This is a genomic window from Paenibacillus sp. YIM B09110 (assembly GCF_037167145.1).
GTDB lineage: Bacteria > Bacillota > Bacilli > Paenibacillales > Paenibacillaceae > Pristimantibacillus.
Genome location: NZ_JBANSP010000036.1, coordinates 41,136 through 55,805, shown reverse-complemented (window position 1 = coordinate 55,805; position 14,670 = coordinate 41,136). Strand labels below are relative to the sequence as shown.

Genomic DNA, 14,670 nt, shown 5'->3' with positions numbered 1-14,670 from the left:
TAAAGCGGAAAGCACGCGCACAGCTAAAACGTATCTAACTGAACCTGTGTCGGTAGCACCAGCAGTGGCTAACATTGCAGTTGCCAACAACAAAGCAGGCGTAGATGATACGATTACAGTAACAAACTTGATCGAAGGCGACGTTGTAAACGTGTATTCCGCTGCAACAGCAGGAACACTGCTTGGAACAGCAACGGTTGAAGAAGGCGAAACAACAGCAACGGTTTCGCTTGCACAACTTGGCGTAGCTAAAGGCAGCGTATATGTCAGCGTGAAGAGCGTAGACAAGCTAGTGAGCACAAGAACGGCGGCAGCTTATGATACTGAGCTTACAGCTCCAGTGCTTGCGGCAAACATTGCTGTATTGAACAACGATGGCGAAGATGATATCGTCAGAGTTACGGGCTTGGCAGAAGGCGACGTCGTGAACATTTACGACTCGGCAACTGGCGGAACATTGCTTGGAACAGCGACTGTAGCTAACGGGAAAACATCGATTAACGTAAAAATTACGCAACTTTCCGTTGGAGCAGGCAAAGTCTATGTCACGATTACAAAAGGGCAAAAGCAAGAAAGTACCCGTGTAGTAAAAGACTACATCGCTGAATAATCATATTTTCTATAAGCAATAATCAATAATTGCCTTGGCTTCTGGATGCATGTGCATGCGGAAGCCAAGGTTTTTCTTTTTTATTCTAACTTAATGCAATCTATTAATTTTATCTGAAAATTCTAAATAAACTAAAAACAATTTTGTATTCGCTTCCTGCATATGATATAATAAGAGCATGTAAAGGAGGAGTTCCCCATGATGTACAACATTCGAGGTCAACGCTTTCAAGTTACAGATGCTTTGAGAGACTACGTCGAGAAGAAACTCAGCCGATTGGAAAGGTATTTTGAAACGCCAGTCGCCTCCGAAATCAACGTTACCTTATCAGTGACCAAAGGTCAGCACACGGTAGAGGTGACAATCCCGCTCGTCGGCGTTATGCTTAGAGCCGAAGAGAAGAGCGAGGATATGTATGCATCCATAGACGTTGTAGTGGATAAGCTGGAACGTCAAATTCGAAAACATAAAACAAAGGTGAATCGTAAATTCAGGCAAGATAGCGGGGTACGCGCATTGTTCCGAGAGGAAGGATCGGCTGTATCCGTATTGGATGAGGAAGATGAGCTGGAGCTCGTGCGCACGAAGCGCTTTACTCTGAAGCCTATGGATGTGGAAGAAGCTATTTTACAAATGAATATGGTAGGCCATAATTTCTTCGTTTTCGCTAATGTGGACAATAAGGAAGTTAACGTCGTGTATAAGCGCAGCGACGGCAAATATGGATTAATTGAACAAGGATAATGTAACCATATACGGAAGCGGAAAGCACCTCTTTTCCCTAGTGGGAAAGGGGTGTTTTTCGTTTCAAGGGCATCCGTTGCGGAGGTGTCTACAAACTGTTACAATTTAAGGCAAAGAGTCGTAATTCGAAAGGGGAACAATATGCTCGGATTAGTGAAAAAGATATTTGGCGATGCCAATGAGCGAGAAGTGAAACGGCTCATGCGCACGGTAGATGAAATAAATGCAATGGAATCCAAATTTACTGCGCTGAGCGATGATCAGCTTCGCGGGAAGACGGATGAATTCAAAGCGCGAATCGCGAAAGGCGAGGAGCTTGAAGAGCTGCTGCCTGAAGTATTCGCGACAGTAAGGGAAGCATCCAAGCGTGTGCTGGGCATGCGTCATTTCGACGTTCAGTTGCTAGGCGGCATGGTGCTTCACGAAGGCAAGATCTCGGAGATGAAGACCGGTGAAGGCAAGACGCTCGTCGGTACGCTTCCGGTGTACTTGAATGCGCTGCTCGGCAGAGGCGTTCATGTCGTTACGGTCAATAACTACTTGGCTCAGCGCGATAGCGAGCTGATGGGGCAGTTGTACAACTTCTTGGGCATGACTGTAGGCTGTAACCTGCACGGCTTGTCGCATGATGAGAAGCAGGAAGCTTATGCTTGCGATATTACGTACGGAACGAACAATGAGTTCGGTTTCGACTATTTGCGCGATAACATGGTGCTTTATAAAGAACAAATGGTTCAACGCCCGCTTTACTTCGCGATCATTGACGAAGTGGACTCCATCTTGGTCGACGAAGCGCGTACGCCGCTTATTATTTCGGGACAAGCTGCCAAGTCGACGGAGCTTTACTACGCGGCTGACCGCTTTGTAAGCCGTCTGAAGCCAGAGGAAGACTTTACGATCGACGTGAAGCTTCGCAACGTGACGCTCACGGAGTCAGGCGTAGAGAAGGCAGAACGTGCGTTCAGCATTGATAACTTGTTCGATCATGATAATATTCTTATCAATCATCACGTGCAACAAGGTCTGAAAGCGAACTTTATTATGAAACGCGACGTTGATTATGTTGTCCAAGAGGACGAAGTCGTAATCGTCGATGAATTCACGGGTCGTCTGATGTCCGGACGCCGTTACAGCGATGGCTTGCACCAGGCGATTGAAGCGAAAGAGCAACTGAAGGTTCAGAACGAGAGTATGACGCTGGCGACGATTACGTTCCAGAACTATTTCCGTATGTACCGCAAGCTGGCAGGCATGACAGGTACGGCTAAGACGGAGGAAGAAGAGTTCAAGCGGATTTACGGTCTGGATGTTATTCAGATTCCTACGAACCGTTCAATGGTCAGGAACGACCTTCCGGACGTCGTCTATAAAACCGAGAACGGCAAGTTCAAAGCCGTTGTCGAGCAGATCGTAGAGCGGCATGCGAAGAACCAACCGGTGCTCGTAGGTACGATCTCGATCGAGAACTCCGAGAAGCTCTCCGACATGCTGAAGCGCAGAGGCGTTGCGCATAAGGTGCTCAATGCGAAGTTCCATGCGGAGGAAGCAGAGATTATTTCCCGCGCTGGTCAAGCAGGCTCGGTTACGATCGCAACGAACATGGCCGGCCGCGGTACCGATATTTTGCTAGGAGAAACGGTTGGCGAGCTTGGCGGTCTGCACATCATTGGCACGGAGCGCCATGAGAGCCGCCGGATCGATAATCAGCTTCGCGGACGCGCAGGACGTCAAGGCGACCCAGGCTCGTCGCAATTCTACCTGTCGCTGCAGGATGAACTCATGCGCCGCTTCGGTTCTGAGAACATCATGGGCATGATGGACCGTCTTGGTTTGGACGAGGATCAGCCAATTGAGAGCCGCATGATTTCGAAGGCGGTTGAATCGGCACAGAAGCGCGTAGAGGGTAACAACTTCGATACGCGGAAAGTCGTCTTGCAATATGACGATGTGATGAACCAGCAACGTGAAGTCATCTATAAACAGCGTCGCGATATTCTTGGCTCGGAAGACATCCGCCAAGAGGTTATGGATATGATTAAGCCGGTTATCGATCGAATTGTTGAAGCGCACTGCTCGGAGGATATTCCGGAAGAGTGGGATTTGGAAGCAATTGTGGAATACGTGCAAGCAACGTTCCTAGAGGAAGGCTCGATTACTCGTGATCAGATCTGGGGCAAGGAGAAGGAAGAGATTGTCGACTTCATCTACGGCAAAGTTGTTGCATACTACGACCAACGCGAGGAAGAGCTTGGTCAAGAGACGATGCGTGAATTCGAGAAGGTTGTCGTGCTGCGCGCAGTAGACAGCAAGTGGATGGATCATATCGATGCGATGGATCAGCTTCGCCAAGGTATCCATCTCCGCGCTTACGGCGGTACGGATCCGCTTCGCGAATACCAATTCGAGGGCTTCGAGATGTTTAAGGAAATGATCGAGAACATTCAAGAGGAAGTATCGAAATATATTATGAAAGCTCGCGTCGAGAGCAACCTGGAGCGTCAAGAGGTTGTGAAAGGACAAACGACGAGCACGAGCGGCGGCGGAGAGGCTGCTGAGAAACGTCCTGCGAAGCGTGAAGAGCGCGTTGGACGCAACGATGTATGCCCATGCGGCAGCGGCAAGAAATATAAGCAGTGCCACGGGAAGTAATAGAAGACAGTACGCCAACACACGATATTCGCGTCCTGCGAATATCGTGTTCTATTGGCAACAACCATTATTATGAGGTGAAGCAGACGCTATGTTAGACATAACGGTGAAACAAGACCTGCGCGAACTGGCGAAACGACTCCAAGAACTTAGGGGGTCTCTTTGACTTAGATATTAAGCAAGAGATGATCGCGAACTTTGAGGAGAAGATGTCATCGCCGGACTTTTGGGATGACAATGACCGAGCGCAAGGAATTATATCTGAACTGAACGCGGTGAAGTCGGTGGTCGAGGAATATGACCGCATGAATGCGGATCAAGAAGATCTGCAAATGATGCTGGAGCTTGCAGAGGAAGAGAGCGATGAATCGCTGGAAGCCGATCTCGTTAGCGGCGTCAAGACGTTGAATATCAAGCTGAGCGACTTCGAGCTGCAGTTGTTGCTTAATCAGCCGTATGACCGTTTAAATGCAATCGTCGAGCTGCATCCGGGCGCTGGCGGCACCGAGTCGCAGGACTGGGGAATGATGCTGTACCGGATGTATACACGATGGGCGGAGAAACGGGGCTTCAAGGTCGAGCTGCTGGATTATTTGCCTGGGGATGAAGCCGGGATTAAGAGCGTAACGATTCTTGTCAAAGGCCATAACGCTTACGGTTATATGAAAGCGGAGAAGGGTGTCCACCGCCTTGTGCGTATCTCGCCGTTCGATTCGGCTGGCAGAAGGCATACCTCATTCGCATCCTGCGATGTAATGCCGGAGATCGATGACGATATCGAGATCGAGATTCGCTCTGAGGATCTGAAGGTCGACACGTACCGTGCCAGCGGCGCAGGCGGCCAGCACGTCAATAAGACGGAGTCGGCGATTCGGATCACGCATATTCCATCGGGAATCATCGTGGCTTGTCAGCAAGAACGTTCCCAGATCGCTAACCGTGACCGTGCGATGAAGATGCTTCGTTCCAAGCTCTACGAGCGTAAGATCGAGGAGCAGATGAAGCATCTAGCCGAGATTCGCGGCGAGCAATCCGATATTGCTTGGGGCAGCCAGATTCGCTCTTACGTATTTCATCCATACAGCATGGTCAAGGACCATCGGACAGGTGTCGAGACAGGTAATATCGGTGCGGTTATGGACGGCGACCTGGATGCCTTTATCGACGGATACTTGCGCAATCAGATTCGCCACGAATAGTGCGAAGCACTTAATTGCATAAGTTAAGCGGAGAGTTCCAACACTGAATAGGTGTGGAACTCTTCTTTTTGCAGCTTACATAGAACCATACACCGTTTACTGGACAAAGGAGATGACATCTTGACGGAGGGTAGGGTTAAACGAAGAAAGGGCAGAGAGCCGCTTCATCCAAAAGCGCTGCTGACCTGGCAGATTATACAACTGTTAATCGGTTCTGCGATCGTAGCTGTAAGCTTCAATATGTTCATGGTGCCGAACGGCATCGCTTCCGGAGGAGTATCCGGCTTATCGATACTTGTACAAAGGCTGTCGGATATTACGCCGGCGATAACGCAGTGGGCGATTAATATCCCGTTGTTTCTAGCGGGGTTATGGCTGCTTGGCAGGAAGTTTGCCTTGAAAACAGCGCTCGGATCGGTATTGCTACCGCTGTTCGTCCTGTTCACGGACGGCATTCATTCACCGACGCATAATCCGCTGCTGGCGGCTATTTATGGCGGTATCGGTGTAGGGCTTGGCCTCGGGCTTGTGTTCCGCGGGGGAGGCTCGACCGGGGGTGTCGACTTGGCCGCTCAGATTTTACATAAGTATACGGGGCTGCCGCTCAGCCTTGCGGTCGTTTGCTTCGACGGCTGTGTCATTGCGGCGGCGGGCATTATTATTTCACCGGAAGTTGCGCTTTACGCGCTTATTGCTTTATTCGTAACAAGCAAGACCATCGATTTCGTTCAGACGGGCCTTCAACTGTCCAAGGTCGCCTTCATTATTAGCGAGCAGTCGGAGCAGGTCGCCGATGCGATCTTGCATGATTTGGACCGCGGACTTACACGACTGGACGGTCATGGCGGTTATACCGGTGCCGGTCGAACGGTGCTGATGGTTGTCGTGTCGCAGAACGAGGTGCCGAAGCTGAAGCAGCTCGTACGGGCGATTGACCCGAATGCGTTCGTTATTCTCAGCAATACGGCAGAAGTGCTCGGTCAAGGGTTTAAGTTACCGGGATGATGCTCCGTTTCGTCATCATTATAGTGGCAAGGGTCTGTGCGATAACGCACAAGCCCTTTTTTTGCTTTTCCGAACTCTATGAATAGAGCGGATTCCGATCTACCAAATGAAGGTCATAGATTGACATAGTTTTGCACCGCGGGGTATCATTTTAAAGGTCTAGTTGTAAGAAAAATGTCGAAAAAATAGATGATATAGTAGGAGATTACGCGATGCGTCGAACGTTTTCCAATAGGTATTCCTTTCTTTCGGTTCTCTTAATCGCAATGGTAAATTTATTATTTATAACGGCTTGCACGGGTCCGATATCGGGTGTTTCGAAGAAGCCGATCGATGAACAACGGGTGATTGCCCTGATGTACCATGATGTGGCCATGGAAGAATCGGCGGACCGGGGAGCGACAATTTCGCTGGAGAAGTTCAAGGAACACTTGAGCACGCTGAAGGACAACGGCTACACGATTATTAACATGGAGCAGTTTTACGATTTCGTGCATCATGGAAAGTCCGTGCCCGACAAGTCGGTCGTGCTGACGTTCGATGACGGCTATCAATCGTTTTATTCGCTGGCGTATCCGGCGCTCAAGGAAGAGGGCGCTACCGCTTCGGTATTCGTAATCGGAGAGTCTTCGGATATGTTCAATCCGGATGCCCTTCCCCATCTGACATGGGACGAGATGAGGGAGCTGGACAAGAACGGAATGGGAGTATACAACCATACCTATAAGTCGCACTTTTATGGTCCGGCAACGATAGACGGGCAGATGAAGCCGGCGCTAGCGTATCCGCTGTATCTGGCTTATAAGAAGCGCATGGAAACGCCGGATGAGTATAAGCAGCGAATTTACAGCGACATGGCCTTTATGGAGAAGCGTCTGGCGAATGAGCTTGGGAAATCGGATGGCATAATGGCTATCCCATATGGATCTTATAACGAAATGGTTATTGAGGAAGCGGAGAAAGCGGGGATCTCGCTGTTTTTTACGACGAAGGAAGGGTTAAACAAGACAGGCGAGCATGAAGTGTATCGTCTTAATGCCGGAAGACCGAACTACAGCGGCGATCAACTCATGGCATCCATAAATACGCTGAAGTAAAGGAGTCCTTATCGTGGTTTTTTCAACCTATACATTTATATTAATGTTTTTGCCCATCACTTTTTTTGGGTACCGGGTGCTGAGTCTGCTGAAAAACAGCTTCTACGGCAAGCTTTGGCTCGTATTAGCCTCCTTGTACTTCTATGCGCAAGGCAGTGGCAAGTTCATTGGCATATTCATTGCGATCGTATTGTTTAATTATTTTGTAGGAACGATGATCGTACGGGCCAAGGAGTCGGGGCGAGGTTTCCTTGCGGGGCTAATGCTTACCATTGGCTTGATCCAGAACGTCGGTTGTCTGGGCTACTACAAATACACGAATTTTTTCTTGGAAAATGTGAATGCGGCGCTGGGCCGTCCTTATACGTTAATGGAAATCGCCTTGCCGCTCGGCATCTCGTTTTTCACCTTTCAATTGATCGCTTATTTGGTCGATTGCTATCGTGGCAAAGTAGATGAGTTTTCGTTCATTAACTTTCTAGTGTTCACGACCTTTTTCCCGCAGCTGGTTGTCGGTCCGATCGTTCATCACGGAGAAATCATTCCGCAACTGGAAGAGAAGAGCCAGCGATTGTTCAACAAAGACAATTTCATGCTGGGGCTGTTCTTGTTCTCGATCGGGGCCGCGAAGAAGGTATCGCTTGCCGACCCGCTTACGACGTTTGCCCAAGGTTATTATGCGAATATCGCCGCGGGCGATTTCTACACGGCTTGGATTGCGGTGCTGGCTTACACGATATCTTATTATTTCGATTTATCCGGTTACGCCGATATGGCGATCGGGCTTGGCTTGATGTTCAATGTGAAGCTGCCGGAAAACTTTAATTCGCCTTACAAGGCGAGAAACTTCCGCGAGTATTGGCAGCGATGGCATATGACGCTATCCCGTTTCTTGTCCGACTATATATTCCGCGGGGTATACAAAAGAGGCAGCGGCAGCTTCAATTTCTATTCAGCCGTTATGGTAACCTTCCTCGTGTCGGGCATTTGGCACGGTGCGGGCTGGCAGTTTGTCATATGGGGGGTGCTGAACGGCGTATTCGTCTGTGCTTCTCATTTTATGTCTCGAAACAAATTGGCGATGCCGTTCGCTATAGCTTGGACTCTTACCTTCGCAGGCGTAGTCGGTACGCGCATTCTGTTCGTTTCTGATGATATAGGTCAGACCATGGATGTCATCCGCATGTTGTTTGACTTCCATCAGTTTGCGGGTCTTGGCCTGAAAGAGATCTTTACTGATACAGTTACTTACGCGGCTTATCATTTATATACGATCGTATTATTGATCGTCGCATCGTGCATTGCGTTTTTCTTCAAGAATACCGGCGAAATTAAGCAAAACTTTAAGCCGAACTTCAAATACGCGCTGGCATCGGCGTTATTGCTCGGCTTGGCGTTGTCCCAAATGGAGGAAGTTTCTGATTTTCTATATTTCCAATTCTAGAGGTGAAGTACGATGAAGTTTCGTAGATGGATCACAATGTTCTGCAGCAGCCTCGTGCTTGCCGCTATTTTGCTTGGTGGATTCAATTATGTGGTAGACCCGTTCGGTGTGTTCGGCGATAAAGTACTGAAGTGGTACTCCTACGATATGGTCAACAATCCAAGGGTGTCGAAGATCGCCTATTTGGATCAGTTCCACGACCGTTACGATTCTTATGTCATCGGCGGCTCGAAATCGAGCTCCATTTCGCCGGCGCTGCTTAATGACTATTACGGCGGGGCGAGTTTCTACAGCATGCTCATGTACGGCGGAGACTTCCATGATTACGAGAAGACGCTCTATTATATCGTGGATAACTACAAGCCCAAAAATATCGTTATTCACATGAGTCTTCAAGAAATCGGACATTTCCATGAAACACGCTCCGAAATTAAGAAGTCGCTTCATGCGAAAGTGCTGAACGAGCCCCTTATCCCGTTTTATCTGAAGTACTTGACGCTCAACCCGACTTACGGTTACGAGAAGCTAGAGGGATATGCGAAGCGCGCAATCGATTCCTTCGAGTACTCGCAAATCATTCCGGAGAGCGGCGTGTATAATAAGGTAAGGCGAGACGCGGAGGATTTGAGCGATCTGGATAAATATTTGGAGGTCAATCCTCAGTTCAAAGCAGGCTTCGGTCCGATTACGTCAGAGGCGCTTGATAAGAACGTGGATGCTCTGCGCCGAATGAAGGAGTATTGCGAAGCGAGGAATATTAGCTTTAGACTCATTACCGGTGCTACCTATCAGCTCGAGATGAAGAGCTACAAGCTCGATGATCTGAAGACGTATTGGGCCAAAATAGCCGAGGTTACGGATTTTTGGGATTTTACAGGCTTCACGCCGGTTAGTAATGACCCTCGAAATTTCTATGACGTCATGCATTATCGGAATCATGTCGGCAACATGATGTTAGGCTATATTTTCAAAGATCCCGATGTCGAAGTGCCGGAAGGCTTCGGACACTATACGACGAAGGAAAATGTAGTCGAGCATGCAGAGAAAGTGTTCACGCGGCCGAAGTAATCAGCCATTAACAGCCCTTCCCATAGCAGCAGTTTTCCCGTCTGGGTTCTGCGTCATAGGGAGGGCTGTCGTGCGTCATAACACTATGCAGAGATGCGATTTGAGCCTGCGGATCAGCAAAAAAGAGGCATATTTTATTCGTTGTATTTTTATGAATAGAAATGTATAATAATACGAAAATCGATTGCGTGTTTTCATGGACAACACAATGTTGTAAAATAATATGTTGAGGATGTAGACAACCTTACCGCACGTGCCTGATGGCGTAACCGTTGACGGACGGCGGAATGAGCAATAGATAGAGCGGCTGTACGAAGCATTGGCACAGGTTGCCATGGGGTAGCCGCCGGTAACGGGGAGATGTAAATAATGGAAACGAAGTTGAAAGTAGCAATTGTAGGCTCAACCGGCTACGGCGGCGTTGAATTGATTCGGCTGTTGGCCTCCCATCCGCGCGCGGAAGTGACATCGGTCACTTCGTCCTCGAGCGCTGGAACGCCGATCTCGCAAGGCTTTCCGCATCTGACGGGCATTCATGAAGAACTGCTTGACGATGTGACGCCTGAGATTATAAAAGCGAAAGCGGATGTCGTGTTCTTGGCCACGCCTGCTGGCGTAGCTTCGAAGCTTGCTCCGCAGCTGCTGGAGGTCGGGCTTAAAGTCATTGACTTATCTGGCGACTATCGCTTGAAATCGCCTGAGCTGTACGAAGAGTGGTACAAGAAGCCGGCGGCAGACGCGCGTTACTTGGAGCAAGCCGTATTCGGTCTTGCCGAAGTATATGGCGACAATGTTCGCGATGCGGCATTTATCTCTAATCCGGGCTGTTACCCGACTGCGACGCTGCTCGGTCTAGTTCCTGCCGTTAAAGAAGGCTGGATCGATCCGGCAACGATTATTATTGATGCGAAGTCCGGCGTCTCCGGCGCGGGCCGCGGTCTATCGCTTGGCAATCATTATGCGGAAATTAACGAAAACTTCAAAGCTTACAAGCTGAACAAGCATCAGCATATTCCGGAAATTGAGATGGTGCTTTCGGATGCGGCGGGCAAACCTGTCGTGACGACGTTCTCTACTCATCTAGTGCCTATGACTCGCGGCATTATGTCGACGATGTATGCAACGGTACAAGGCGAGAGAAGCGCAAGCGACTTCATCGAGCTGTACCAGCGTTATTATGAAGGACGCCGCTTCGTGCGCATTCGTCCAGAGGGCGAGCTGCCGTCGACGAAGGAAGTATGGGGCTCCAACTATTGCGATATTAGCTTCGCTGTTGATAAGCGCACGGGTCGGATTACGATCGTATCGGTCATTGACAACTTGGTCAAGGGCGCGGCGGGTCAAGCGATCCAAAATATGAATATGATGATGGGCTGGGACGAGACGCTAGGATTGCAATTCGTTCCTGCATACCCGTAAGGTTATTTTTTGCATGCAAGCAATAATAAGAGAGCTGACAACGGACTCATACGCTTGTTACTTTATAATATTCGATCAGATGAAGGAGAAACGATCTTATTATGGGACAGGGTAATCATTCACTGTTCTCGGTCGTCGAAGACGGCTCGATAACGACGCCTATCGGTTTCACGGCAGGCGGATTGCATTGCGGACTGAAAAAATCGACACGCCATGATCTTGGCGCGATCGTCTGCGAGGTGCCCGCGGCGGCAGCTGGCGTATATACAACGAATGTATTTCAAGCAGCGCCTCTGCAAGTGACGCGCGAAAGCATTGGCTCTGGCGGCACACTCCGCGCGGTACTCGTGAATAGCGGTAACGCGAACGCGTGCACAGGCAAGCAAGGCGAAGCGGATGCTTATGAGATGCGCGCCCGTTTTGCAGAGGCAATCGGCGTGTCGGCCGATCATGTAGCCGTAGCGTCTACCGGCGTTATCGGTGAGCTGCTTAAGATGGACAAAGTAAGAGGCGGCATTGATGGGTTGCCAGGAAAGCTTGCTGGAGACCGTGCAGGTGCGGATGACTTCTGCCAAGCGATCTTAACGACTGATCTTGTGCAGAAGATGGTGTGCGTAGAACTCGAGATTGACGGCAAGCGAGTAAGCGTTGGGGGAGCGGCGAAGGGATCTGGCATGATTCATCCGAACATGGCGACCATGCTTGGCTTCGTTACGACGGATGCGGCAATCGGCAGCGAGGCGCTTCAGCAGTTGCTGCGTCAGGCGACTGACCTTACGTTCAATATGATCACGGTTGATGGAGACACAAGCACGAATGACATGCTCGTAGCGATGGCAAGCGGACTTGCCGGCAACAACGAGCTGACACCGCAGCACGAGAGCTGGGCAGCATACGCTGCCGCTGTTCGCTATGTATGCGAAGTGCTCGCTAAGGCGATCGCGCGCGACGGCGAAGGCGCGACGAAGCTCGTTGAGGTTCAAGTGCGCGGAGCGGTGAGCGATGATGCTGCGCAAGCCATTGCGAAGACGGTCATTGGCTCGTCGCTTGTGAAATCTGCCGTATTTGGCGCTGACGCGAACTGGGGCCGTATTATTGCAGCTGTGGGCCGCGCCGGTCAGCCGGTTAATCCAGAGACAGTCGATATTCGACTAGGAGACATTGTTACGCTGGAGCAGTCGCGTCCCGTCGTATTCGACGAAGCGGCTGCCTTGGAATATTTGAAGGGCGACACGGTCGTTATCCTCGTCGATCTTCATATGGCGGATGGGCAAGCAACGGCTTGGGGCTGCGATCTGACCTATGATTATGTCCGCATTAACGCGGCATATCGGACATAGAGAGTCTAACGTTGGAGGGCATAATACATTGATAGAGCAACGGTTTGTTATGAAATGCGGAGGCAGCACGTTAGCGGCGCTTCCTGATGGTTTCTTCGACGAGCTGCGCGAGCTGCAGCAATCGGGCGTACGTCCGGTTATCGTGCACGGCGGCGGACCTGCTATATCCGAGACGCTGTCGAAGCTAGGCATTGAATCTGAATTCGTAAACGGCTTGCGTAAGACGAGCGACGAAGTGCTTGATGTCGTTGAGATGGTGCTGGCAGGACGTATTAATAAAGAGATCGTCCGCAAGATTCAGACGCGAGGCGCACAAGCGCTCGGTCTGTCCGGCGTAGACGGCAAGCTGATCCTTGCAAAGCCTGTTGCGAACGCCAGTGAGATCGGCTTCGTGGGCGACGTAACGGACGTGAATGCAGCTGTCATTGAGGGCGTAATGGGGATGGGCTACATTCCGGTTATTGCTCCCGTAGGTATCGATGCGGCTGGACAGCGCTATAACATTAATGCGGATACGGCAGCAGGAGCGGTTGCTTCCCATCTCGGGGTTGAACGGATGATCGTCGTAACGGACGTGCCGGGCATACTGAAGACGGTGGACGGCGAGAAGCAGGTATTGCCCACAGTGACGGTTGAAGAGATCGAAGCGATGATCGCAAGCGGTGAAATATACGGCGGCATGATTCCGAAGGTGCGTGCAGCTATTCAGTGCATACAAGGACGGGTGCGCGAGGTCGTAATCGTTAGCGGCGAGCAGCCGGGCGTATTGACGAAGGCTGTCCGCGAGGGCGGCGTAGGCACACGAATCGTACAAACAAGCGAAGGGCGGGTGTAATGACGATGAGCGAGACAAAGACGGCAGTGGATGCCGGTCAATCCCTATTGCCTACATATGCAAGGTATCCGCTGGCTCTGGTGAAGGGCGAAGGAAGCTGGCTGTGGGACGATCAAGGCAACCGCTACCTCGATTTTATGAGCGGCATTGCCGTTACGAATCTAGGTCATGCGCCGAAGCGGGTCAAGGAAGCGCTTGTAAAGCAGCTCGACGAGCTGTGGCATGTGTCCAATCTGTTCCGCATTCCGAACCAGGAGGAAGCGGCGAAGCTGATTACGGATAATAGCTGCGGCGATGCCGTGTTTTTCGGCAACTCGGGTGCTGAGGCCAACGAGGCGGCCATTAAGCTGGCGCGTCGTTACCAGCAGCTCGTACAGAAGAACGGACGTTATGAAATTATTACGTTCGAGCAGTCGTTCCACGGTCGGACGCTTGCGACGCTGACGGCTACCGGCCAAGCGAAAGTAAAAGAAGGTTTTGGACCGCTGCCCGAAGGTTTCAAGACGATTCCGTTTAATGATCTTGCGGCGCTAGAAGCGGCTATATCGGATACGACTGCTGCGATTATGCTGGAGATGGTGCAGGCCGAAGGCGGCATTTATCCGGTTGATAAGGATTACATCAAAGCGGCTAAGGCTTTATGCGAGAAACATGGCATTCTGCTTATTGTCGATGAGATTCAGACGGGCATCGGACGGACGGGCAAGTTGTTCGCATACGAGCATTTTGGCATTGAGCCGGATATTTTCACATTGGCCAAAGGTCTCGGAAGCGGCTTCCCGGTCGGCGCCATGGTCGCGAAGGAGAAGCTTCGCGAAGGGTTCACGGCGGGTAGCCATGGCTCGACGTTCGGCGGTACGCCGATTGCGACGGCTGTCGTGAAAGCGACGTTGGAGGAAATTGTAGGTGACGGTTTGCCGGCACGAGCTGACGGGCAAGGCGAATACCTAATGGCGCAGCTGCGTGAGAAGCTGCAAGGCAATGGATTTGTACGCGATGTGCGCGGACTCGGTCTGCTCGTCGGCATTGAATGCGCAGAGCCGATTGCACCGATCCTGGTGGAAGCACAGCAGAAGGGTTTGCTCGTTATCTCCGCAGGGCCGAATGTCATCCGCTTGCTGCCGAATCTGCTCGTAACGACAGAGGAGATCGACAGCGCTGTTGCTATTCTGACTGAGCTGCTGGAGACGAAACGTCCGAACTAATTGGAATTGGATATATAAGCAATCGTAACAACGACGCAGCGAACCGATAGGTTTC

The 14,670-nt window shown here is 50.6% G+C and carries 12 protein-coding genes; all 12 read left to right on the top strand.

The features are described 5' to 3' along the window. Window positions 1-610: IMP dehydrogenase (locus tag V8F51_RS29150; RefSeq protein WP_337104023.1), on the top strand; the 610-nt coding region annotated here is incomplete at its 5' end. Window positions 611-808: 198 nt separating this feature from the next. Next, window positions 809-1,354, top strand: coding sequence for a ribosome hibernation-promoting factor, HPF/YfiA family (gene hpf, locus V8F51_RS29145; RefSeq protein ID WP_337104022.1), 546 nt, complete (start codon window positions 809-811; stop codon window positions 1,352-1,354). Between the two features lie 141 nt (window positions 1,355-1,495). Then, window positions 1,496-4,003, top strand: coding sequence for a preprotein translocase subunit SecA (gene secA, locus V8F51_RS29140; protein ID WP_337104021.1), 2,508 nt, complete (start codon window positions 1,496-1,498; stop codon window positions 4,001-4,003). A 91-nt stretch (window positions 4,004-4,094) separates the two neighbouring features. Next, window positions 4,095-5,202 (top strand): peptide chain release factor 2 gene (prfB, locus tag V8F51_RS29135; protein ID WP_337104020.1). Its coding sequence is split into 2 segments (ribosomal slippage): window positions 4,095-4,166 and window positions 4,168-5,202, totalling 1,107 coding nucleotides; the frame shifts between segments, so codons are not numbered across the junction. Between the two features lie 177 nt (window positions 5,203-5,379). Beyond that, window positions 5,380-6,207, top strand: coding sequence for a YitT family protein (locus V8F51_RS29130; protein WP_337104027.1), 828 nt, complete (start codon window positions 5,380-5,382; stop codon window positions 6,205-6,207). Window positions 6,208-6,419: 212 nt separating this feature from the next. Then, window positions 6,420-7,304 carry a polysaccharide deacetylase family protein gene (locus tag V8F51_RS29125; protein ID WP_337104019.1) on the top strand — a complete coding sequence of 295 codons (885 nt, stop codon included), beginning with the start codon at window positions 6,420-6,422 and terminating at the stop codon, window positions 7,302-7,304. Between the two features lie 13 nt (window positions 7,305-7,317). Then, window positions 7,318-8,748 carry an MBOAT family O-acyltransferase gene (locus tag V8F51_RS29120; protein ID WP_337104018.1) on the top strand — a complete coding sequence of 477 codons (1,431 nt, stop codon included), beginning with the start codon at window positions 7,318-7,320 and terminating at the stop codon, window positions 8,746-8,748. A 12-nt stretch (window positions 8,749-8,760) separates the two neighbouring features. Beyond that, window positions 8,761-9,816 carry a hypothetical protein gene (locus tag V8F51_RS29115; protein WP_337104017.1) on the top strand — a complete coding sequence of 352 codons (1,056 nt, stop codon included), beginning with the start codon at window positions 8,761-8,763 and terminating at the stop codon, window positions 9,814-9,816. A gap of 369 nt (window positions 9,817-10,185) precedes the next feature. Further along, window positions 10,186-11,235: an N-acetyl-gamma-glutamyl-phosphate reductase gene (argC, locus tag V8F51_RS29110; protein ID WP_337104016.1), complete on the top strand. Its 1,050-nt coding sequence runs from the start codon at window positions 10,186-10,188 to the stop codon at window positions 11,233-11,235. Between the two features lie 101 nt (window positions 11,236-11,336). Next, on the top strand, window positions 11,337-12,575 hold the full coding sequence (argJ, locus tag V8F51_RS29105) for a bifunctional ornithine acetyltransferase/N-acetylglutamate synthase (protein WP_337104015.1): 1,239 nt from the start codon (window positions 11,337-11,339) through the stop codon (window positions 12,573-12,575). A 31-nt stretch (window positions 12,576-12,606) separates the two neighbouring features. Further along, window positions 12,607-13,410 carry an acetylglutamate kinase gene (argB, locus tag V8F51_RS29100; RefSeq protein WP_337104026.1) on the top strand — a complete coding sequence of 268 codons (804 nt, stop codon included), beginning with the start codon at window positions 12,607-12,609 and terminating at the stop codon, window positions 13,408-13,410. A 5-nt stretch (window positions 13,411-13,415) separates the two neighbouring features. Beyond that, entirely contained in the window at window positions 13,416-14,615 is a 1,200-nt protein-coding gene (locus tag V8F51_RS29095; RefSeq protein ID WP_337104014.1) for an acetylornithine transaminase, read from the top strand. Window positions 14,616-14,670: the final 55 nt, after the last annotated feature.